General features: G+C 70.1%; 24 protein-coding genes and 1 pseudogene. 12 read left to right on the top strand and 13 right to left on the bottom strand.

The genetic code is table 11. The annotated features are described in order from the left end of the window. Positions 1-26 precede the first annotated feature (26 nt). Complete coding sequence (locus tag VM306_RS08785; protein WP_325512856.1) at positions 27-878, top strand: hypothetical protein; 852 nt, start codon at positions 27-29, stop codon at positions 876-878. Here VM306_RS08785 and VM306_RS08780 read toward each other — a convergent pair whose 3' ends face one another. Beyond that, positions 879-1703: a class II glutamine amidotransferase gene (locus VM306_RS08780; RefSeq protein ID WP_325512854.1), complete on the bottom strand. Its 825-nt coding sequence runs from the start codon at positions 1701-1703 to the stop codon at positions 879-881. It lies immediately after the preceding gene. A 97-nt stretch (positions 1704-1800) separates the two neighbouring features. Between VM306_RS08780 and VM306_RS08775 the strand changes: the two genes are divergently transcribed. Further along, entirely contained in the window at positions 1801-2202 is a 402-nt protein-coding gene (locus VM306_RS08775; protein WP_325512852.1) for a hypothetical protein, read from the top strand. 114 nt (positions 2203-2316) lie between these two features. Here VM306_RS08775 and VM306_RS41510 read toward each other — a convergent pair. The 3 genes and pseudogenes from VM306_RS41510 to VM306_RS08765 form a co-directional block, all read right to left on the bottom strand. After that, a pseudogene (locus VM306_RS41510) lies at positions 2317-2424 on the bottom strand (hypothetical protein); the annotation flags it as partial. A gap of 57 nt (positions 2425-2481) precedes the next feature. Then, complete coding sequence (locus tag VM306_RS08770; protein ID WP_325512850.1) at positions 2482-3048, bottom strand: ester cyclase; 567 nt, start codon at positions 3046-3048, stop codon at positions 2482-2484. 9 nt (positions 3049-3057) lie between these two features. Continuing rightward, positions 3058-4125, bottom strand: coding sequence for a hypothetical protein (locus VM306_RS08765; protein WP_325512848.1), 1068 nt, complete (start codon positions 4123-4125; stop codon positions 3058-3060). A gap of 81 nt (positions 4126-4206) precedes the next feature. Between VM306_RS08765 and VM306_RS08760 the strand changes: the two genes are divergently transcribed. The 3 genes from VM306_RS08760 (at position 4207) to bla (ending at position 6667) form a co-directional block, all read left to right on the top strand. Continuing rightward, positions 4207-4866, top strand: a complete 660-nt coding sequence (locus VM306_RS08760) for a TetR/AcrR family transcriptional regulator (RefSeq protein WP_325512846.1) — start codon at positions 4207-4209, stop codon at positions 4864-4866. Positions 4867-4891: 25 nt separating this feature from the next. Further along, positions 4892-5722 carry a phosphatase PAP2 family protein gene (locus VM306_RS08755; RefSeq protein ID WP_325512844.1) on the top strand — a complete coding sequence of 277 codons (831 nt, stop codon included), beginning with the start codon at positions 4892-4894 and terminating at the stop codon, positions 5720-5722. A 63-nt stretch (positions 5723-5785) separates the two neighbouring features. After that, positions 5786-6667: a class A beta-lactamase gene (bla, locus tag VM306_RS08750; protein WP_325512842.1), complete on the top strand. Its 882-nt coding sequence runs from the start codon at positions 5786-5788 to the stop codon at positions 6665-6667. Here bla and VM306_RS08745 read toward each other — a convergent pair. Continuing rightward, positions 6660-6914, bottom strand: coding sequence for a hypothetical protein (locus VM306_RS08745; RefSeq protein ID WP_325512840.1), 255 nt, complete (start codon positions 6912-6914; stop codon positions 6660-6662). The two genes, bla and VM306_RS08745, sit on opposite strands and share 8 nt — an antisense overlap. 19 nt (positions 6915-6933) lie before the next feature. Between VM306_RS08745 and VM306_RS08740 the strand changes: the two genes are divergently transcribed. Together VM306_RS08740 and VM306_RS08735 are read left to right on the top strand one after the other, a co-directional pair. Further along, positions 6934-8628: a cellulase family glycosylhydrolase gene (locus VM306_RS08740; protein ID WP_325512838.1), complete on the top strand. Its 1695-nt coding sequence runs from the start codon at positions 6934-6936 to the stop codon at positions 8626-8628. 1 nt (position 8629) lies between these two features. After that, positions 8630-9496: an NAD-dependent protein deacetylase gene (locus tag VM306_RS08735; protein WP_325512836.1), complete on the top strand. Its 867-nt coding sequence runs from the start codon at positions 8630-8632 to the stop codon at positions 9494-9496. Here the strand turns inward: VM306_RS08735 and VM306_RS08730 are convergent. Both VM306_RS08730 and VM306_RS08725 read right to left on the bottom strand, forming a co-directional pair. Then, positions 9485-9841 (bottom strand): RNA-binding S4 domain-containing protein, encoded by a 357-nt coding sequence (locus tag VM306_RS08730; protein ID WP_325512834.1) that lies wholly within the window; start codon positions 9839-9841, stop codon positions 9485-9487. The two genes, VM306_RS08735 and VM306_RS08730, sit on opposite strands and share 12 nt — an antisense overlap. 130 nt (positions 9842-9971) lie before the next feature. Then, a complete protein-coding gene (locus VM306_RS08725; protein ID WP_325512832.1) occupies positions 9972-10547 on the bottom strand; it encodes a helix-turn-helix domain-containing protein in 576 nt (191 codons plus the stop codon). An 83-nt stretch (positions 10548-10630) separates the two neighbouring features. Here VM306_RS08725 and VM306_RS08720 point away from each other — a divergent pair, with 83 nt between their 5' ends. Continuing rightward, on the top strand, positions 10631-11587 hold the full coding sequence (locus VM306_RS08720) for an NADP-dependent oxidoreductase (RefSeq protein ID WP_325512829.1): 957 nt from the start codon (positions 10631-10633) through the stop codon (positions 11585-11587). On the opposite strand, the gene VM306_RS08715 is transcribed toward VM306_RS08720, so the two are convergent. Then, positions 11577-11909 (bottom strand): STAS domain-containing protein, encoded by a 333-nt coding sequence (locus VM306_RS08715; RefSeq protein WP_325512827.1) that lies wholly within the window; start codon positions 11907-11909, stop codon positions 11577-11579. The two genes, VM306_RS08720 and VM306_RS08715, sit on opposite strands and share 11 nt — an antisense overlap. A 92-nt stretch (positions 11910-12001) precedes the next feature. After that, the gene (locus VM306_RS08710) at positions 12002-12907 is read right to left on the bottom strand and encodes an AAA family ATPase (RefSeq protein WP_325512825.1); all 906 of its coding nucleotides are present in this window, start codon (positions 12905-12907) and stop codon (positions 12002-12004) included. Between the two features lie 214 nt (positions 12908-13121). Here VM306_RS08710 and VM306_RS08705 point away from each other — a divergent pair, with 214 nt between their 5' ends. The 4 genes from VM306_RS08705 (at position 13122) to VM306_RS08690 (ending at position 18089) form a co-directional block, all read left to right on the top strand. After that, a complete protein-coding gene (locus tag VM306_RS08705; protein ID WP_325512823.1) occupies positions 13122-14792 on the top strand; it encodes a heme peroxidase family protein in 1671 nt (556 codons plus the stop codon). A gap of 58 nt (positions 14793-14850) precedes the next feature. Further along, a complete protein-coding gene (locus VM306_RS08700; protein ID WP_325512822.1) occupies positions 14851-15312 on the top strand; it encodes a hypothetical protein in 462 nt (153 codons plus the stop codon). Positions 15313-15369: 57 nt separating this feature from the next. Next, positions 15370-16593, top strand: coding sequence for an MFS transporter (locus VM306_RS08695; RefSeq protein WP_325512820.1), 1224 nt, complete (start codon positions 15370-15372; stop codon positions 16591-16593). Positions 16594-16688: 95 nt separating this feature from the next. Then, positions 16689-18089, top strand: coding sequence for a serine hydrolase (locus tag VM306_RS08690; RefSeq protein ID WP_325512818.1), 1401 nt, complete (start codon positions 16689-16691; stop codon positions 18087-18089). Positions 18090-18111: 22 nt separating this feature from the next. On the opposite strand, the gene VM306_RS08685 is transcribed toward VM306_RS08690, so the two are convergent. From VM306_RS08685 to VM306_RS08670, 4 genes are read right to left on the bottom strand one after another with little or no spacing between them, the layout of a single operon-like run. Further along, entirely contained in the window at positions 18112-18702 is a 591-nt protein-coding gene (locus VM306_RS08685; RefSeq protein ID WP_325512816.1) for a nitrile hydratase subunit alpha, read from the bottom strand. Further along, positions 18695-18961 carry an SH3-like domain-containing protein gene (locus VM306_RS08680; protein ID WP_325512814.1) on the bottom strand — a complete coding sequence of 89 codons (267 nt, stop codon included), beginning with the start codon at positions 18959-18961 and terminating at the stop codon, positions 18695-18697. Before VM306_RS08680 ends, VM306_RS08685 begins: the two co-directional genes overlap by 8 nt. Next, positions 18954-19205, bottom strand: a complete 252-nt coding sequence (locus tag VM306_RS08675) for a hypothetical protein (protein ID WP_325512812.1) — start codon at positions 19203-19205, stop codon at positions 18954-18956. Before VM306_RS08675 ends, VM306_RS08680 begins: the two co-directional genes overlap by 8 nt. Position 19206: 1 nt before the next feature. After that, a complete protein-coding gene (locus VM306_RS08670) occupies positions 19207-20127 on the bottom strand; it encodes a TIGR01777 family oxidoreductase (RefSeq protein ID WP_325512810.1) in 921 nt (306 codons plus the stop codon). Positions 20128-20181 lie beyond the last annotated feature (54 nt).

Below are 20181 nucleotides of genomic sequence, written 5' to 3'. Positions count from 1 at the left end.
GGTGGTTCCTCCGCAGATGGATGTTCATGGTGCTCCTGACCGCGATCGTCGTCGTGTCGCTGGTGGGGAACCCAGGTGACGTGGCGGAATCGACCGTGGCCGTGGTCGGCTCGACGTGGGCCGTGCTGTTCCTCATCGGCGTGGTCCAGGCCCTGTCTGCCAAACGCGCCCACGTGCCACCGCAGCGCACCGAAGCGGCGGCGGACGTGTTGCGGCGTTTGGACGACGACGAGTACTGCGTCCTGCTGCGCCCGTTCGACCACGAGGGCAAGACGATCATGCCGCGCAAGCGCTGGACCGGCGTGCTGTCCAGGGTGCAGACGCTCGAGCAGACGATGGCCCAGGCGGTCACGAGCACGTTCGGCATCCCGACCTGCGCCATCGTCGACCAGCGCGTCAAGGCCGCGCCGCCGGGACCGGTCTACCTGCGGGCCGCCCACGACGAGTGGCAGAGCGTCGCGCTGAAGCTGCTCGGCGGGGCGAAGGTCATCATGGTCCTGCTGCCGGAGGGACCGGACGATCCGGAGATCCGCGAGGGGTTCGGCTGGGAGGTCGAGCAGATCGCGAACTGGGGACTGCAGGCGCGGGTGCTGATGGTGCTGCCACCGCAGCGCAAGGGCTACGGCGTCGTGCACGAGCAGGCGTGCCAGGTGCTGGCCACGCTGGAGGGCCAGCCGAACCCGTTGGTGGTCGAGCACTACCAGCAGGTCATGCCGCGCTCGACCGTGCTCGTCAAGGTCTGGCAGGGCGACGGCCTGCTGACGGCGCTGATCCGCCAGCCCATCTTCTACCACCTGAAGTCGCGGTGGGCGCGGGCAACGGAGTTCACCTACAGCAGGGGCGTCGCCGAGCTGGCCAGGGCGAGCCCGTGGCCGTGATCAGGGCTTGAACGGCAGCAGCTCCTCCTCCACACCGGTCCTCACCACCACGCACGTCGACTCCGGCACCTCCTGCCACGCCCCGACCAGGTCACCGAGCGGCTCGGACACGATGAGGCGCGAGTCGTCGGTGAGGTCGTGCAGCGCCGGGTTGTCCGGGTACTGGCGGCGCAACGTCGACACGTCGGTGCTGTGGAAGAGCGTGCGCGACTTGCCGCGGCTCGAGTAGCGGAACGCCCAGGTGGTCGAGCCGTCGGTGACCGCCACGGTCATCTGGACCGGGTGCTCGACACCCGCGCGCCGGCCGACCTCCTCCACGAACTCGACCATGCGCGCCACGGCGGCGGGCGGGTCCTGCTCCAGGCCGAAGGTGATCGCCAGGTAGAACATGATCTCGGAGTCGGTCGAGCCCTCGATCAACGAGAACAGCGCGGGATCGACCGCCAGCGCCAGCTCCCGGTGGACCAGGGGGAACTCGGCGATCAGGCCGTTGTGCATCCACAGCCAGTTGCCGTGCCGGAACGGGTGGCAGTTCGACCGCTGCACCGCGCCACCGGTCGACGCCCTGACGTGCGCGAAGACCCGGTCGACCGTGATCTGCGCCGACAGTTCGCGCAGGTTGCGGTCGTTCCACGCCGGCTCGGTGCTGAGGAAGAGGCCGGGCGTGCCGGAACTCCCGTACCAGCCTATGCCGAACCCGTCCCCGTTCACCGCCGTAGCGCCGAGACGGGCGTGTTTGGACTGCATGACGAGCGAGTTCTCCGGCGCGTAGAGCAGTTCCTCCAGCAAGACCGGCGAACCGGAATACGCGAGCCACCGGCACATGACGAACCTCCTCGAACGCGGCGCTACAGGGGAACACGTAGCAGACGGGGACCGCGAGGTTTGCGGCGACGCGCCCATCTCGGGCAGCATGGCTCGGGTGACGGTCCCTCCCGGCCTACGGCCCCCGCCCTATGAGCGGCGCGGGAACTTCGAGACGATCGAGGTGCAACCGCCGATCGCCCCGGTCATCCCGGTCGCCCAACCGGCTGCACCGCCGGTCGAGGCCTCCGCAGAGCCGGAGGACCGCTCGGACATCGCCGTCATCGGCCCGATCGCGGCTCTCGTGCTGGCCTTGACCATCTGCACGCTGATCCTCGACCACCCGGCCGCACGCGCCGTCGCCACCGGGCTCGCCACCCTCGGGCTGGTCGTGGCGGTGGTGCTGATGCTGATGGCCAAGAAGCCGAAGCCGGGACGCCACGTCGCCCGGCACGCCGTCGACCCCGAGGCGACCGACCGGATCCCGCCGGGCTGGAACGCCACCGACCAGCGCCGCTGACCCGCACCCGCCGACAGGCGGCGTCGGCGACCATCGGCCGCCGCGGCAGGCCCGGTCGAGGGCCTCGCCGATCACGTCCAGCGCCAGCCGCCACTTCTCCCGTTGCCGCTGGTCGTCCGGGATGGCGCAGCGAGCCCGTTTGCGGGTGATCTGCGCCGCCGTCTGTCGCCCGGTGGCTTTGTGGTCGTCCCGGGACTCGGGCAGGAACAACCGCCAGTCCACGGCGGCCGAGGCCCATTCGCCAAGAAGATCACACCCGCGAACACTTCCAACAAAGCCCTACTGGTCGTCCAACGAGGGTGGAGTCGTCTTCGTCAGGCGTTCGTCCGGCTGGCTGCCCGCCATCGCGAGCATCCCGCGCAGCACCCGCAGCAGCTTGGCGAGACCGCTCGGCTTCTTGCGGTCGATCCCGCCGATCACCTGCTTGAGCACCGAGAGCTGGTCGAAGTAGATCCGTTCGGTCACCAGGTTCTCGTCCGCGTCGAAGATGAAGTACGCGCTCATGCGCGTGCGGTGCTTGCCGCCGGTCGCCGGGATCTTGCCCAATGGCCCGAGGTGCGTGCCGAGCAGCCAGAACTCCACGATCACGGCGTCGACGCTGTGGCGGAACGAGATCAGCTCGTGGTGCTGGTCGGGGAACGCCACGCGGGTGTCGTTGTAGTACTGCCGCACCGCCGCGTCACCGTCGTGGACGACCATCTGCGCGATGACCTCGTAGTGCGGGTGCGGGAACGTCGACAGCGTGGCGTCCCAGTCGTGCGCCACCTCGTCGCGGAAGTGGTCGAGCACGAGCTTCTCGCGCGCCCGCAGGACTTCCTCGGACGGCAGGACGAAGCGGGATGACATCGACACTCCTCAGTGGACGATCTGGCCGTGGCTGAACGTCGGCGTGGTGCCGGGGTTCGTCCACGCGCCGGTGAGCTCGCTGGAGGGGAAGAACTGCAGGAACCGCGGGTCGGCCTGGCTGCGGTCGGCGAGCGTCTTCTCCAGCACGATCGAGTTGTACTGGTCGGCGGTGGTCTCGACGGTGTTCGCGTTGAGCACCACCTCCTGCTGCCACCGCCGCGACCAGGAGGCCAGGCCCGGCAGGCGGGAGTGCTCCGGTGTCAGTGCCTCGGCGGCGATGACGTTCTCGCTGCTCACCCAGATGCCGGTCGACGTGTTGACCACCAGGCTCTGGTTGCCGAACACGTGGCCCGGTGTCTTGACCACGGCGACGCCGGGACCCAGCACGACGGAGCCGTCGATCGGCAGGAACGCCTCCGGCGGCACGTCGGCGTAGGTCGACGGCTGGTACCAGGGCTTCTGCAACGGGTGCAGCTCGGCCATCGCGGCCAGCTCGTCGCGTTGCACGATCACCTTGGCGTTCGGGAACAACGCGGTGGTGCTCGACGTGCCGATCCAGCGCCGCAGGTCCTGGGTGTGCAGGTGGTCGAACATCAGGTAGTCGACCTGGGAGGGCTCGATGCCGAGCCGGTCGAGATGGCCGGGCACGGTGCCGTGGACCTTGACCACGCGGCGTTCGACCACGTCGGGCGTGCGGCCGGAGAGGTCCTCGAAGTACGGCGTGTACCGGCCGTACTCGTGGTCGCTCGGCTCGAACAGCAGCACGCGCTCGCGGCCGTCCTCGTGCCACCGGATCACCAGCATTCGGTTGGTGATCGACAGGAACGGCGAGATCGCCCGCGACGCCCTGAACAGGCCGAAGCGCGTCGGATAGGGCAACGTCACCAGATCGCGCGTGACGATGGTGTCCGGCGTCCCGGTCGTGGCGAACTCCCGCCGGAACGCCTCCCCGCGCTCGCGGGCGACCCGCAGACGGGCGCCCGGCCCGCCGTCGACGTCCATGCCGGCCAGCGTGTCGATCTCGGTCCCGATCGTCGGCAGGTCGGCCGCGTCGGTCGTTCCCCACGGAAAGCGCATCACCCCTCCAATACCCACACTGTGGGTTATTGGGGGAAGGTTAAACCCACGCTGTGGATATCCGCAAGGCACAATGGTGGGATGACCGAGACCCGCCGCGGCCGCCCGCGCACCCCGCTGCTGTCCCGCGAGTCGATCGTCGCGGCGACGCTGCGGGTGATCGACTCGGAGGGTGTGGCCGCCGTCGGCATGCGTTCCGTGGCGCGCGATCTCGGTGTGGACGCGAAGAGCCTCTACAACCACGTCGACGGCAAGGACGGTCTGCTCGACGCCGTCGCCGAGCAGTTGCTGGGCGGTCTGGTGCTGCCCGCGCCCACGGGTGACGCCCGCCGCGACCTGCGGGCGATCGCGTCGGCCTTCCGGGACCGCGCGCTCGCTCATCCCGGCGCCGCTCCGCTCGTGCTGACCCGCCAGCTGTCGTCGCTGGAGGGGCTCGCGCCCGTGGACGCGGTGCTGGCGGTGCTGCTGGCAGCCGGGGCGGCACCGGAGCAGGCCGTGCACCTGCTGCGGATGCTGCTCGCGACGTTGGTCGGCACGTTGTTGCGCGAGGTGTCGGCGGCGCCGGCGTTCGGGGGCGACGACGGGGCCCGCCGCGAGGTGCTGGAGGCTTCCGGACTGCCCGCCGTGGTGGCGACGGCGGCCCACCTCGCCGAGTTCGACCGCGAGGCCGAGTTCGAGTGCACTGTGGACCTCGCGATCACCGCCGTGCTGGACCGGATCGATCTCCGGCCTGCGCGCTAGGCCGAACGGCGGAAGACTTCCGCGGGTGAACCTTCGACGGTGGCCCGTGGTCGCGGCGGCGGGATTCGTCTTCGCCGCGGTCGTGTACGTGCTCGCGGTGCTCACGAGGACCGGCCAGACCATCGAGAACGCGGCGTTGCGCGGTGCCGACCAGGACGACGTGTCCGAAACGGACGCCGCCTGGACCGCGCTTGGCCAGATCACGGTCTACTCGCTGGCGGCGGCCGTGCTGGCCGTGGCGCTCGTCGGTGTGCTCAGAAAGCGCTGGGACCTCACGATCGCGGCGGTGGGCGTGATCGTCGCCGGGCAGCTCGTCGCGCAGGTGCTCAAGCGGTTCGTCCTGCCGCGGCCCGCGCTCGTTGACGTCACCGGCGACTACGCGCACAACAGCCTCCCGAGTGGACACACGACGATCGCGATGACCGTGCTGTTCGCGGCGATCATCGTGGTGCCGTGGAAGTGGCGCGGTGTGATGCTGTTCTTCGTGCTGCCGTGGGCGACGGCGATCGGCCAGTACACGCTCACCGCGAAGTGGCACCGGCTGAGCGACACCCTCGCCGCCGACGGCATCGCGCTCGCGATCGCCGCGCTGGCCTCCTGGTGGCTACAGCGGAAAGGGGCACTGCGGCCCAACGCAGGACCGCGCCGCGTCGGCCGGGTGGTGCTGGTCGTGTTCTGGTCGCTCGCCGCGGCGGTGTCCCTCGCGTTGGGCCTGGTCCTGTGGGGTGTTCCGCTGGCGCGGGAAGGTCTGGGCGCGGACGAGTGGGTGATCCACCTCGGCGCGGGCGCGTTCGCGTCGGCGGGGTCGTTGATCGCGGCGCTGACCTTCCTCGCGTGCTGGCGGCGGGTCGAGTGACAACCAGTTGATCTCCCGCGCGTCCTGGTCTGTGGAGAGGTTTCCGAGGAAGGGGACAGGACGTTGAGCATTGACCGACGAGCGGTGCTGGCACTGGGAGCAGGGGCGGCGCTGGCCGTGGCCGTGCCCGCCACGGCACAGGCCTCGCCCATCACCGGCAAGCTGCGCGAGCTGGAACGGCGGCACAACGCGCGCCTCGGCGTGTTCGCGACCGACACCGGCACCGGTCGCACGGTGCTGCACCGGGCGGACGAGCTCTTCCCGATGTGTTCGACGTTCAAGGCCATCGCGGCCGCCGCGGTCCTGCGCCGCGACACCGACGGGTCGTTGCTGGGCAAGGTGATCACCTACACGCAGACCGACGTCGACAAGTCCGGCTACGGCCCGATCACAGGCAAGCCCGAGAACCTCGCGAACGGCATGACGGTCTCGGCCCTGTGCGAGGCGACCATCACCTACAGCGACAACTGCGCGGCCAACCTGCTGCTGCGCGAGCTCGGCGGCCCGACCGCCGTCAGCCGCTTCAGCCGGTCGATCGGAGACTCCGTGACGCGCCTCGACCGCTGGGAGCCGGAGCTGAACTCGGCCGAGCCGGGCCGCACGACCGACACGACGTCGCCGCGCGCCATCGGTCAGAGCTACGCGCGTCTCACGCTGGGCCACGCGCTCAACCGCGCCGACGCCGACCAGCTCACGAAGTGGTTGCTGGCCAACACGACCGGCGGCAAGCGCATCCGCGCGGGACTGCCGGCGGCGTGGGCCTGGGGCGACAAGACCGGCACCGGCCAGTACGGCACCACCAACGACGTCGGCATCGCGTTCCCGCCCGGCCGCGCGCCGGTCGTGATCGCGGTGCTGTCGACGCGGGAGAGCGAGCCGACGGGCGCGGCCGACGAGCCGCTGCTCGCTCAGACCGCCGAGCTGGTCGCGGCGACGTTCAGCTGATCGGCACCCACAGCTCGATCACGGTGTGCCGCCGGTAGAACTCGACCAGCGGCCGCGAGGAGTCCCAGGGCGCCAACGCCTTCAGGTCCTCCATGGCAGGGCCGATCCGCTCGTGCAACGCGGGCGGATCGCCCTCCGGCACCGTGCGCCGGTACCGTCCGCCCGGCAGCACGCCGACGGCCAGGTCGAAGGAGAACCCTAGCCTTGGCGTCCTCCACCCGCTACCTTCGATGTGAATCTCGTTCACGTTCCCAAAGGCGGCGGCGATGCGGCGAGCGGTTCTCCTGACGGTCCTCTTCCTCCTCTCGCTGGTGGTCACACCGGCGAGGGCGGAGTTCGACGGCTCCGAGCTGCGGGTGTCCGGCGGGGTGTTCCGCGACGAGCACGGCCGCGAGGTGGTGTTGCGCGGCTTCAACGTCTCCGGCACGGCGAAACTGGCCGAGAACCGCGGTCTGCCGTTCGCGAACACCGCCGACGCGCTCAGGTCGGCGCGGGCGATGAAGCAGCTGACCGGCGCGAACGCCGTGCGGTTCCTGCTCACGTGGGCGTGGGTCGAGCCGCAGCGCGGCCGGATCGACCACGCCTACCTCGACGGAGTCACGGCCCAGCTGCGCGCGTTCACCGGTGAGGGCATCCGCGTCTACCTCGACTTCCACCAGGACCTGTACTCGCGCCACCTGTTCAACCCCGACAGCTGGTACACCGGCGACGGCGCGCCGGCGTGGGCGGCGAGCGGTTACCCCAAGGAGTCGTGCGGGATCTGCGTCCACTGGGGCCAGAACATGAAGAACAACAACGCCGTCACCGCCGCCACCTACGACTTCTGGCACAACCGCGACGGTGTGCGGGACTCGTTCGTCAACGCGGCCGGCGAAGCGTTGAAGCACGTGAGGGAAGCCATGCCCGCCAACGAGTTCAAGCTCGTCGTCGGCGTCGACCCGCTCAACGAGCCCTACGCCGGCAAGTACGACAGCGGCCAGACCTCGCAGATGTGGGAGCGCGACCTCCTGATGCCGTTCTACCAGCGGTTCCGTGCGGAGATGGACGAGGCGGGCTGGGCGGCGAAGCCCGCGTTCGTCGAGCCCCTGGTGTTCTGGAACCAGAACGTGGACTTCTTCGCCGAGCCGGGCGGCCTCACCCTGGTGCCGTCGCTGGGGGAGCGGTTCGTGTTCAACGCGCACTTCTACGACGGCAAGGCGCAGTCCGGGATCCTGATGCCGGGCAAGGCGGGCGACGGCCAGTACACGCAGGCGTTCGGCACGATCCGCGACCGGGCCAGGGCGCTCGGCACCACCGCGATCGTGTCCGAGTTCGGGCACCCGGTCTCCGGCTTCACCTCGGACAAGAACTCGTCCGTGCTCAAGGCGATCTACCAGGGTCTCGACTCGACGGCGCCGGGCGCCCGCTGGTGGTCGGCGCCGCGCGGCACGGTGGTCTCGGGCAGCCAGTGGCACTGGGACACCAACTACGGCCGCCACCGCGAGCTGATGAACGACAACCCGGACAAGGTCAAGACCGACGGCGACGCCATGAACGACGAGCACTTCTCGGCCGTGAAGCTCGACGCGTCCGGCAATCCCGTGCTCAACGTCGAACGCGCGGTGGTCGACCGCGTCTACCCGGAGGCCGTGGCGGGCACCACGCTGGCGTTCACCTACGAGGACCGCGCCCACCAGACCTGGCAGCAGATCCCGCTGGCGAACGTTCGCGCGGTGGTCGGCTCGTCACCGTTCGCCGTGCTCGTCTGGGACTCGAACGGCGGCGCCGCGCCGACCGAGCTGCACCTGCCGGAGTCGCTGCGTTCGCCGTTGGTGATCAGCTCGGTGCCGTCGTCGGTCGAGGGTGGCAAGCTGGTGCTCCGAGGCGGCTCCGGACGGCAGTTCGCGCTGGTCACGGCCCCGTCGAACGGTGACGTCGCCGCGGCGGAGGCCGAAATTCGACAGTGGTACGTAAGCTGGTGATGTGCGAACAAGGCCCACCCTGACCTGGTCGAACCCAGGCCCGTCGCTGCCGCGCACCTCCACCCTCACCGACGTCGTGCCGATCGTGGCCGAGGGCGGGGTGCTGGTGCTCAGCGGCGCCGGCCTCTCCACGGAGTCCGGCATCCCCGACTACCGCGGCGAGGGCGGGTCGCTGCGCAAGCACACCCCGATGACCTACGAGGAGTTCACCACCAGCGAGGCGGGCCGGCGGCGCTACTGGGCCCGCAGCCACGTCGGCTGGCGCACCATCGCCCGCGCCTGCCCGAACGCGGGCCACCGCGCCGTCACGAGGCTCTCGCCGAAGCTCGCGGGCGTCATCACGCAGAACGTCGACGGCCTGCACCAGGCCGCGGGCACCCCGGACGTCGTCGAGCTGCACGGGGGCCTCGACCGCGTGGTCTGCCTGGACTGCAAGCTGCTCTCACCGCGCATCGAGCTGGACCGCCGCCTGCGCGAGGCGAACCCGGACTTCGCCGCCACCACCACCGAGATCAACCCGGACGGCGACGTCTTCCTGCCAGAGGAGCAGGTGCGGGACTTCACGGTCGTGCCCTGCGCGGAGTGCGGCGGCGTGCTGAAGCCGGACGTGGTGTTCTTCGGGGAGAACGTGCCGCGACCGCGGGTCGAGCAGTGCTACTCGCTGGTGGACAACGCGCGGTCGTTGCTGGTCCTCGGCTCGTCGCTCACGGTCATGTCGGGGCTGAGGTTCGTGCGCCGTGCCTCCCAGGCCGGCCTGCCGGTCGTGATCATCAACCGCGGCGAGACGCGCGGCGACCCGTACGCGTCGCTGAGGGTCGACCTGCCGCTCGGGGCGTCGCTGACGGAGCTCGCCGACCTAGTGGCGTGAGCGGAACTGGTCCAGCACCCGCCGCTCGCGCTTCGTCGGGCGCCCCGCGCCCCTGTCGCGCCGCGCGATGGGGGCCTCGACCGGAGGCGGCGGAGTGCGGTCGATGAAGCACGTGGCCGCGTCCGCCGCGCCGACCCGCTTCTGGATCACGCGCACGACCTCGACGATCTTGGTTTGGTCGCCCACCCGTGCACGAACCTTGTCGCCGGGCACCACCGTCGTGGAGGGTTTCGCGGTCTTGTCGTTGATGCGCACGTGGCCGCCCTTGCACGCCTGGGCGGCGTCCGGGCGGGTCTTCGTCAGCCTGACCGCCCACAGCCAGCGGTCGATGCGCGTGGACTCCACCCCGCCATCATGGCACTCTCGGAGATCATGAAGGTCCTGGCGGTCGCACTGACCCTCGCCGCGTCGCCCACCTCCGCCGGCTCGACCTCGCTGGCCGTGGCGATGCGCGAGGTCTGTTCCTGGTAGACGGTCAGGCGGGCGGCTGGTGCGGCAGCGGGTGCGCGCCCTCCGGGCGCAGGCCGTCGAACAGGATCGCGAGGTAGCGCTCCCACAGGTCGGGCGGCGCGCCCGGCGCGTGCTTCACGACGTCGTTGGGCACGCACATCAGCAGCATCACGTCGGTGCCGGTGATGTCGGGCCGCAACGCTCCCTTCGCGCGTGCGTGGTCCACCAGTGCGGTGATGGCCCGCGCCATGTCCTCCTGCGCCTCGGCCACCTCGCCGCCCAGGTCGCCTGACAGGAACGACAGGTCGAGCTGCTGCCTCTGCCGGGCGGCGTACCTCAGGAACTCCAGTACCGCGGCGCCCGCGTCCGCCGCGCCGGACAGGTCGCGGGCCAGCGCGGTGAGCCTCGTGACGCGGTCCAGCACGATGGCGGCGACCAGGTCGTCCTTGGTGGGGAAGTGGCGGAACACCGTGCCCTTCCCCAGGCCCGCCCTGCGCGCGATCGCCGAGATCGGCGCTTCCACGCCCTGCAGGGCGAACTCCTCGACCGCCGCGGCGAGCAGCAGGTCGCGGTTCCTGAGGGCATCGGCGCGCGGTGACACCTCGTCAGGCTAACAAGTTGACCGCGCGGTCCGTTTCCGGCACTCTAAGGTGACCGAACGGTCCGTTTATTGGGGGAAGAAGCATGAAGGCAGTTGTCGTGACGAACTACGGTCCGCCGGAGGACTACGTGGTGGCGGACGTCCCGGTGCCGCGTCCGGGGCCGGGACAGCTCCAGGTCCGCATCGCCGCGGCGTCGATCAACCCGGCCGACGTCGTCCTGCCGAGCGGGGCGTACCGGGACACCACGCCGCTCGAGTTCCCGCACGTGCCGGGCAACGACTTCGCCGGCACGGTCACGGAGATCGGCCCCGGCGTGACGGCGTTCCGCGTGGGTGACGAGGTCTTCGGCCTGGCCGTGCCGCGCGTGCTGCGGGCGATGGCGGGCGCGACCAGGCCGTCGCTGAGCACGGGTTCGCTGGCGGAGTACGCGGTGTTCGAGGCGGACACGCCGTTGCTGACGCATCGCCCGCCTGCTCTGGACGTGGCGGACGCGGCCGCGCTGGCGACGACGGGACTGACCGCGCGGGCACTTCTCGTGACGGCACGGCCGAAGCCGGGTGAGACGGCGCTGGTCGTGGGTGCGACAGGAGGCGTCGGCACGGCGCTCGTCCCGTTGCTCGCGGCCGCGGGCGTGCGCGTCATCGCCACGGCCACCGCCGCCGACGCGGCACTGCTGCGCGAGCTCGGCGCCGCGGACACCCTGGCGTACACCGATGCCTATCCGGAGGGTGTCGACGCGGCGTTCAACCTCGCGGTGCCGGGTGACCGGCTCGCCGCGATCGCGGGGGCGGTCCGTCCGGGTGGCAGGCTGCTCACGATCACCTATCCGCTGCCGGAACGGGACCGCGACGACATCGACCTGGAGTTCGTGCTCGATCTCGACGGCGCACTCGGCGGCATGCGCGAGGTCGCCGAGCTGGCCGCCAGTGGTGCGCTGCCTGCGACGATCAGCCGCCGCTACACCCTCGACGACGGGCCGCGGGCCTGCGCCGACTTCCTGCGGGAGCACACCACGGGCAAGCTGGTCGTCACGACCTGACGCAGTCCACTGTGGACTTGAGACCGAGCATCCGCGCGAGGCCCGTCAGTTCGAGCACCTTCGTCACCTGGGACGAGGCCGCGGAGAGGCGCAGGCCGCCCGCCGCGGCCGAGGCGCGGGCGTGGCCGCGCACGAGAGCGCTCACACCGCTGGAGTCGCAGAAGGTGACCGCGGACAGGTCGAGCACCATGTAGCGGTGGCCCTGGCCGAGGAGGCGGTCGAGCCGCGCGAGCAGTCGTTCCGAGCCGGGGCCGGCGAGTTCACCTGAGACGGTGATCAGGGTGGAGGCAGGTGACGACCGAGTCACCGTGACTTCGAGCATTTCGCTGTGGTACCCACTCTCGGCGGGTTTGAAACCACCCTGTCGCAGTCGCTCGTCAGGGGCTTGCGGCGACGCCCCGTGTCCTGACGCCGTCAGGCGGTGATGTGCCGTATGACCGCGGCAAGGGACCGCTCACGTGGTTGAACGGTGTCCACTGAGAGCGCGTCCCCGGCCCAGGAGGGAAAGCGTGCCAGTCGCTGCCGCACATCGTGCCAGTCGCCGGCGTCGTGCCAGCCGGGGATTCCGCGACTGCGGCCTTCCAGTCTCGCGCGGTGGACCCGGGGGTCGGAGCAGCGGCACACGACCACGCGGAACTCCGCGCCGGCGCGGAGGGCCAGGCTGCGCCAGCGCTCCCTGGTCTCGACCCGTTCGGTGGGGTGATCGAGGATGACGGACTGTCCGGCGACGAGTTGCCGCAGAGCGAGCGTGGTCAGCACCTCTTCGGCCATCGCCAGTGGAGCCTCGAGATGACGACCGCCGAACGGGGTCAGCGCGCCGAGCAGCCAGTCGGTGGCGAAGACCGGGATTCCCAGCTCGGCGCCCGCGGCGTCGGCCAGGGTGCTCTTCCCGCTGCCGGGCAACCCGGAGAACACGACCAGCCGGGCACCCGTGGCGGCGGAAGGCAGGTCGTAGTCGGTGAAATCGGCCGGCAACCCCGGTGTCAGATCGGTCGGCACCAGTCCGGTGACCCACGTGGTGGCGATTCGATGCGGCCGTGCGGCCTCGACGACGCAGGAAACGACATCAACGGTCCCGTCGTGACGGCGGATCCGCGCCCGCGCGGTGGTCTCGCCGACGTCGAGACCGACCACGACGACCGGCGCGTAGTCGGCAGCGCGATGGCGGGTGACTCCGACGTACCTCTCGGGCGTGACGACGGCGGTGAACGCGGCCGCGAGCACGTCGGACGCGTCAGCTCCCCAGCCGGGTTTCCCGTCCAGGCCGTCGAGAATCCATTCCAGCCGCGCCAGGGCGGGACTGCTCGCGAAACGGTGCACTGTTCCTCCAGGGCGAGGTGGTGCTCAATGAGCAAGATCGTCGCACAGCCGATTCACAGGAATATTTCTGACGGCCCCGTATCCGGTGTGTGACGACGTTTTGGTTTTGGCCAAAAGCTTCGACGGTATTTTCGTCCGTATGGAGACTGGCGGTGGGGCAGGTGCTTGTTGGGGAGAACAGGTCACCTGGAAAGAATGAAAACGGGGGGATTGCATGAAGAGGCACGTGCGCGACAGTTTCTTCGTCGTGGGCGAAGGTGTGCTGGAATTCGACGGCAGGGGTGGGGCCACCACGCGCCGGCCCTCCACCGCGGAGGAGCTGCGCAGGTTCCGGTTCTCGCGGCTGGGGCCGAAGGGACCGAAGACGGACGAGGAGACGCGGGCAGCCCTCGCGACCGCGATCACCGCGAACACGGGGCAGCCAGACGACCCGGCTGTTCCGGCGGGGTTCACCTACCTCGGCCAGTTCGTCGACCACGACCTGACGATGGACCGCACCGAGTCGCAGCTCGGGCAGGACGTGAACCTCGACGAGCTGCTGCAGGGCAGGTCACCGGCGCTGGACCTCGACTCGGTCTACGGCCGCGGCCCGCGCGACAAGGACGACCAGGCCTTCTACGCCGAGGACGGCGTGAAGCTGAAGATGGGCACCACCACGCCCGTGCCGTTCCCGGACGAGGGCACCAACGTCCCGTTCGAGGGGTTCGACCTGCCGCGCCGCGGTGGGACTGCGGGCACGGCGGCGGACCGGCGGCTCCCGCTGATCCCCGACGCCCGCAACGACGAGAACCTCGTGGTGGCGCAGACGCACCTCGCGTTCCTGCGCTTCCACAACCGCGTGGTCGACGAGCTCGCGCTCACCGGCCTCACGGGGGAGCGGTTGTTCCGCGCCGCCAAAGAACTCGTGGTGCGGCATTACCAGTGGATGCTGAAGACCGACTTCCTGCCGCGCGTCGTCGACGCCGCGATCGTGGAGGACGTCTTCACCAATGGCCGCAAATTCTTCGAGGTGCCCGGCAGGCATCGCGGCCGGGACGACTCGCCGACAATGCCGATCGAGTTCTCGGTCGCCTCCTACCGCTTCGGGCACAGCCAGGTGCGGGGCGCCTACCAGTGGAACCGCGTGTTCAACACGACCGGTCCCGGCGGTGCGGCGACGTTGTTCGCGCTGTTCACCTTCACCGGTGTGGCGGGCAACTTCGACCCGAGCTCGCAGACGCCCGGTGACCTCGACGACGTCGACCGGGGTCCGATCTTCACGTTGCCCAGCAACTGGATCGCGGACTTCCGGCGGCTCTACGACTTCACCGAGGCAGGTCGCGAGGACCTGGTGGCACCGGCGCAGTTCGGCGGCGGCAACGTCACCAAGCGGATCGACACGCTGCTGGTCGACCCGCTGACGAAGCTGCCGGCCGGCACGTTCGGCGGGCGCGGCACGACGTTCCGGGAGATCGAGCGCAACCTCGCGTTCCGGAACCTGACCAGGGCCTCGATGATGGAGCTCGCGACCGGTCAGCAGCTCGCCGAGCTGTTCGGCGTCGAGCCGCTCACCGCCGAGCAGATCCTGACCGGCGACGGCGGTGCCGTGGTCGAGGGCCTGTCCGAGGAGCAGAAGGCACAGCTCGTGGCCGCGACGCCGTTGTGGTTCTACGTGTTGCGCGAGGCCGAGATCGGCGGCGGACGCCTGGGCCAGGTCGGCGGGCGGATCACCGCGGAGGTCTTCCACCGCGCGATGGAGGGCAGCCGGATCTCGATCGTGCGCTCGCCGTACTGGCGGCCGACGCTCGGACCGGACTCCAGCACGTTCCGCATGGTCGACCTGCTGCTGTTCGGGTTCGAGGGCAAGGCCGACCTGCTGAACCCGCTGGGGGACCCGCGGACCTGATCCCCTCGCTCCTCGGAGTCTGGCTGGGTGGTGGCAGTCAGACAGGAGAGGGAGATCGATGTCGAGTCCAGAAACCACACGCAGGGAAAGCACGGGGGAACGCATCACCCGTTTCGCGGGTGATGCGGGAATTCCGTTGCTGCGCATAGGGCTGGGGGTCGTGTACCTCTGGTTCGGCGTGCTGAAGCTCTTCCCCGGCGCCAGCCCTGCCCAGGCCCTCGTGGAGCGCACGGTGTCCGCGCTGACGTTCGGGATCGTCCACGGAGACCTGGCCAGGGTGAGCGCCGCGATCACCGAGATCGGGATCGCACTGGTGCTGCTGAGCTTCCGCGCACCGAGGTCGTGCGCGGTCCTGCTGGTCGGTCACGTCGTCCTGGTGTCGACACCGCTGGTGTTGTTCCCCGGCGAGATGTGGTCCGCTCCGCTGCAGGCGTCCTTCGAAGCCCAGTACATCCTGAAGAACCTGGTGACCGTCGCCGCCGCGGTGGTCATCGCCTCATCGCACCGGGGGGTGCGGTGAACGGGGGCCGCCCGATCGACGATCGGGCGGCTCCCGCCCGTTGTACGGTGCCGGTCCATGGGGGACATGCTCGCGCCTTTGGCGCATCCTGCTTTTCGCTGGCTTCTTCTGGCTCGCGTCACCAGCGTCACCGGCAACGCGATGGCGCCGATCGCGCTGGCCTTCGCCGTCCTCGACCTGACCTCGTCGGTCACGTCGCTGGGCATCGTCGTCGCCTCCCGGTCGCTGACCAACGTGGTTTTCCTGCTGTGGGGCGGAGTGGTCGCGGACCGGTTGCCGCGCCACTTCGTGCTCGTCGGGTCGTGCGCGGTCAGCGCGGTGAGCCAGGCGCTGATCGCGACGCTGGTGCTGACCGGGTCGGTCTCGGTGCCGTGGTTCGTGGTGCTCTCGGCGGTCAACGGGATGTCGAGCGCGTTCTCGCTGCCGGCCTCCTCGGCACTGGTGTCGCAGACGGTGCCGGTCGACGTGCGCCTGCGCGCGAACGCGGTGCTGCGGCTCGGGGTGAACTCCGCGAACATCGCGGGAGCGTCGCTCGGCGGCCTGCTGATCGCGTTCACGGGTCCCGGCTGGGGACTCGCGATCGACGCGCTGTCGTTCGCCCTGGCGGGCGTGTTCTTCGCGTTCGTGCGGGTGAGCGGCACCCGTCCCGCTCACAAGCCCTCGGCGCTGTCCGAGCTGAGGACCGGCTGGACGGAGTTCGTGTCGCGGGAGTGGGTCTGGGTGGTGGTCCTGGCCTTCACGTTCGTCAACGCGGCGCACGTCGGCGGCCTGATGATCCTCGGCCCCGTGCTGGCGGACACGACGTTCGGGCGGGAGACGTGGGGCTTCGTGCTCGCCTCGCAGACCGCGGGCATGGTCGCCGGGGCCTTCGTCGCCATGAAGATCGCGGTGCGCCGCCCGTTGCTGCTCGGGGTGGCGTGCGTGGGGGCGTTCGCGGGGCTGCCCCTGGTGATGGTCGTGCATCCGGAGCCCTGGTTGCTCATGGTCACGGCGTTCGCGTGCGGGCTGGGCCTGGAGCAGTTCGGCGTGGCGTGGGAGACCTCCCTGCAGCACCACGTGCCGCAGGACAAGCTCGCGCGGGTCTACTCCTATGACATGCTCGGGTCGTTCGTGGCGATCCCGCTGGCGCAGCTCGTCGTCGGACCGGTGTCGCACGCGGCCGGGATCTCGGCGACCCTGCTCGGGTGCGCGGCGATCTACCTGCTCGCCACCGCCGGGATGGTCGCGTCGCGGTCCGTGCGATCGGTCGAGAACGTCCCCGTGCTCCAGCAGGTGCGGTAGGCGGAAGCAACCAAGATCGCTTCCGCCGCGTCAAGGTCCATGTGCGGAAACAGCAGTGGCCGATAGCGGCCACACCACACTCACTGGGGGAGTGGATGAATTTCAAGCGGATCACCGCGCTGTGCACGGCGCTCACGATCACGGGCGCCGCGCTGGCACCGGCCGCCAGCGCCGGAGAGGAGCACCACCCGCTGGCCGAGCGGCTGCGCGAGGCGATCGTCGCGCAGAACTTCAAGGACGTCATCGACCTGACGCCGCCGGCGAGTGGCACCGCGCGGTCGGCGGGGCAGCGGGAGAAGTACGACCCGAGCCCGGCGGAGCTCGCGACCAAGGCAAGGACGCTGTCGGTCCAGGCGGGCAAGCCGTTGCACCAGACGCCGAACATGGACGCGGCGATCATCGAGCTCGACCCGTTCGGGCGGCCGGCGGCCGTCGCGAACGTGCTGCTCAGCCCGCAGTACCCGAACGGCGTGGTCGTGCCGGTCAAGCACAAGAGCCTGGCGACTGACCAGGTGCGCTACCGCTGGTGGGACGACGACGAGTGGGACGCGAACGGTGGCAAGGGCACGCGGGACGTGCTGGCGGGCAGGGAGAACGCGCCGATCGACTTCTCCTCGCCGTACCCGGCGTCGGTGTTCAAGCTGATGGTCGGCTTCGGCGTCCTGCGCCTCGCCGACCAGGGCAAGGTCGACCTGGACGCCGACTACGTCTACGACCCGAACCCGGTGCGTGAGGCGTGCGGCGGCAAGTCGGTGAAGAAGGTCCGGCAGCTCTTCGACGAGATGATCACCAAGTCGCAGAACGAGTCCACCTGCGCCCTGATCAAGATGATCCACGACCTCGACTCGTGGGACGCCGTGAACAAGTCGTTCGTGGACCTCGGCATGCCGACCCTGATGGTCACCGAGACCATCCCCGGCAACGGCGGGCGCTGGATCGGCTCGAACATGAGCGGTCTCGACACCGCGAAGCTCCTGCTGCTGGTCAACGGCGGCGCGGGCGTGCTGTGGACGACGGCGGAGGGCAAGCAGGTCACGCGTCACGAGCTGTCGGCGTCGTCGCGGGCGTTCTTCCAGGAGACCCTCGCGGGTCAGGGTCACAACGAGATGCTGTCCACGCCGAACTGGTGCGGGCGCGACTACCCGGTGCAGGGCATCCCGCAGCAGGTGCCGGCGCGCTGGATCCAGCCCGACGGCACCGTGAAGGTCGGGGACGCGGTCTACGACCGCGACGTCCGCCCGTGCAACGAGGCCGCCGAGGTGACGTTCGCCCACAAGACCGGCTGGGTCGACACCACCGGTTCCGACGCGGGCATCGTGAAGTCGTTCCGCGGCAAGGACAACCGCAACTACGTCGTGGTCGTGTTCTGCAACCTTGGCACCGACTACGTCGACGCCGACCGCCCGGCAGACCCGCCCGGCGTGTTCCCCGTGCTGTACACCCAGAAGTACGCGCAGCTCGGCAAGGCGATCGACACCATCATGAAGAACCTCTAGCTCGCCGAGGCACCGCGGTCGTTCAGACGGCCGCGGTGCCGATCAGCCCGTTGCGCGTCACCAGTGCGGCGAGCTCGTCCTCCGTGAGGCCCTCGGTTCCCGCGGGCCTGCGCGGCAGCACCATGTACCGCGACTCGGCGTTCGCGTCCCACACCCGGATCCCGGTGTCCTCGGGCAGGGTGAGCCCGAACTGCTCCAGCACCTCACGCGGGTGGCTGACGACCTTCGACCGGTAGGCCGGGCTCTTGTACCAGGTCGGGGACGGGCCGAGCAGCGAGAGCGGGTAGCAGCTGCAGAGCGTGCACACGATGACGTTGTGCACGCTTTCGGTGTTCTCGACGACGTGCAGCCGTTGCACCTGAAGGCCGCCGCCCATCGACAGCCCGAGCTCGGGCAAAGCCTCGTTCGCGTTTTCCAGCAACCGCGCCTTGAAGCCCTCGTCCACCCACGCCCGCGCCACCACGCGGTACCCGTTGGCCGGCGAGGCCCTGGTCGCGAACGCCTCCAGCGCGCGGTCCAGCTCCTGGGCGTCCAGCAGCCCCTTCTCCTCGAGGATCGCTTCCAGCTCGCGGACGCGCGCGGCGATCGGCGAGTCGTCGTGGTCGTCACTCATCGCTGAGGTAGTCCTCCCAGAGGGACAGCGTCACGCTGTGGTCGCCGTGCCCGAACAGTTCCCGTGCCGTGAACCTCACCAGGTAGACCTGCTGCGGTCGCTCGATGCCCTGCGCGCTCAGGTCCGCCAGCGGGTGCACACCGTCGCCGCCGACCACCACGCCGTGCTTCCCGCGCGCGTAGCGCGGCAGCCGGGTGTGGTGGTCCGGGTCCACAGTGGAGGTCCGCACCCGGTCACCCCGCCGGTAGCGCTCAGACATGGCCGCGCTCCCGCAGCAACGTCTCGATCGCCCGGAACCAGTTCTCGTAGTACGACGACTCGTGCGTCATCGTCCGTTCGACGGCGTCCCGGAACTCGTCCAGGTTGTAGATGCCGCGCCCGATCAACGCCCGGTTCATCGCGAGGACGTGCGCCTCCCAGTCGGCGTGGAACGGCGGCTCGTCCAGCTCTTCCTCGACCGGCCCGAACCCGTCGGCACCGCCGACGTCGTTGATCCTCGGCATCTCACCTCCTGCGCTCGACCAGATTCTGCGCCGCCTCCCGCCAGTTCGGGAAGTGGAACTCGAAACCGGCACCGGTGAGCCTGCCCGGCACGACCCGGCGGCTCTTCAGCAGCAGCTCGGTGTCGCTGCGCAACGCGAACGCCCCGATCTCCGCCATCCAACCGGTCGCGGGCAGCCCGACGGGAGTGCGCCACGCCTTCCTGAGCTCGTGCATGAAGTCCTTCTGCGGCACCGGGCCGGGTGCCGCGAGGTTGACCGCGCCCTCGACCGGTTCCCTGATCAGGAACGCCACGGCGCGCACGAGGTCGTCGTCGTGGATCCACGACACGTACTGCCGCCCGCCCGCGATCGGCCCGCCGAGCCCGAGCCGCGCCATCCACGACAGGTAGTCGAAGACGCCACCCCTGTCCGGGCTCATGACCATCGCGGCCCTGAGCGCGACCTTGCGGGTGTGCGGGGTGTCGGCCTCCTCCTGCTCGGCCTCCCAGCGCTTGGCGATCTCGACGCTGTAGGCCCAGTAGCCGGGGACGTCCTTCTCACGGCCGCCGATGATGCCGGTGTCCTCGTCGTTCGGTGCGTCGAACCGGTGCGCGTAGATCGTCGCGGTGCTCATCTGCAGCCACACCCGCGGCGGGTTCTCCGCCTTGGCGATCGCTTCGCCCACCACGCGCGCCGAGTCGACCCGTGAACGCATCATCTGCCGCAGGTTCTCGGCGGTGTAGCGGCAGCTCACGCTGCGTCCGGCCAGGTTGACGACCACGTCGGCGCCGTCGATCTCCGCCGCCCACGCGCCCAGGGTGTGGCCGTCCCACCTGACGCCGCTGCTCCGGCTGACGATGACCACCTCGTGGCCCGCTGCCTCGAGCGCTCGGCGCAGGACGGTGCCGACCTGGCCGGTACCGCCTGGAATCACGATCTTCATCTCGCCCCCTCGCGGCCGAAGCTAGACCTCGTTCGCTGAGAGTCGTGTCAGCTG

Origin of the sequence: Lentzea sp. (genome assembly GCF_035525475.1) — a bacterium.
In the GTDB taxonomy this organism is placed as follows: Bacteria; Actinomycetota; Actinomycetes; order Mycobacteriales; family Pseudonocardiaceae; genus Lentzea.
Note: the sequence above shows the minus strand (reverse complement) of the source record. Positions and strands in the feature narration are given on the sequence as shown.

Bases quoted from the DNA above. Each gene is read 5' to 3' on its own strand.
- VM306_RS08785 (WP_325512856.1), top strand. From the start codon at position 27: ATGGTGCTCCTGACCGCGATCGTCGTCGTGTCGCTGGTGGGGAACCCA.
- VM306_RS08780 (WP_325512854.1), bottom strand. From the start codon at position 1,703: ATGTGCCGGTGGCTCGCGTATTCCGGTTCGCCGGTCTTGCTGGAGGAA.
- VM306_RS08770 (WP_325512850.1), bottom strand. From the start codon at position 3,048: ATGTCATCCCGCTTCGTCCTGCCGTCCGAGGAAGTCCTGCGGGCGCGC.
- VM306_RS08765 (WP_325512848.1), bottom strand. From the start codon at position 4,125: ATGCGCTTTCCGTGGGGAACGACCGACGCGGCCGACCTGCCGACGATC.
- VM306_RS08760 (WP_325512846.1), top strand. From the start codon at position 4,207: ATGACCGAGACCCGCCGCGGCCGCCCGCGCACCCCGCTGCTGTCCCGC.
- VM306_RS08740 (WP_325512838.1), top strand. From the start codon at position 6,934: ATGCGGCGAGCGGTTCTCCTGACGGTCCTCTTCCTCCTCTCGCTGGTG.
- VM306_RS08720 (WP_325512829.1), top strand. From the start codon at position 10,631: ATGAAGGCAGTTGTCGTGACGAACTACGGTCCGCCGGAGGACTACGTG.
- VM306_RS08715 (WP_325512827.1), bottom strand. From the start codon at position 11,909: ATGCTCGAAGTCACGGTGACTCGGTCGTCACCTGCCTCCACCCTGATC.
- VM306_RS08705 (WP_325512823.1), top strand. From the start codon at position 13,122: ATGAAGAGGCACGTGCGCGACAGTTTCTTCGTCGTGGGCGAAGGTGTG.
- VM306_RS08700 (WP_325512822.1), top strand. From the start codon at position 14,851: ATGTCGAGTCCAGAAACCACACGCAGGGAAAGCACGGGGGAACGCATC.
- VM306_RS08695 (WP_325512820.1), top strand. From the start codon at position 15,370: ATGGGGGACATGCTCGCGCCTTTGGCGCATCCTGCTTTTCGCTGGCTT.
- VM306_RS08690 (WP_325512818.1), top strand. From the start codon at position 16,689: ATGAATTTCAAGCGGATCACCGCGCTGTGCACGGCGCTCACGATCACG.
- VM306_RS08685 (WP_325512816.1), bottom strand. From the start codon at position 18,702: ATGAGTGACGACCACGACGACTCGCCGATCGCCGCGCGCGTCCGCGAG.
- VM306_RS08680 (WP_325512814.1), bottom strand. From the start codon at position 18,961: ATGTCTGAGCGCTACCGGCGGGGTGACCGGGTGCGGACCTCCACTGTG.
- VM306_RS08675 (WP_325512812.1), bottom strand. From the start codon at position 19,205: ATGCCGAGGATCAACGACGTCGGCGGTGCCGACGGGTTCGGGCCGGTC.
- VM306_RS08670 (WP_325512810.1), bottom strand. From the start codon at position 20,127: ATGAAGATCGTGATTCCAGGCGGTACCGGCCAGGTCGGCACCGTCCTG.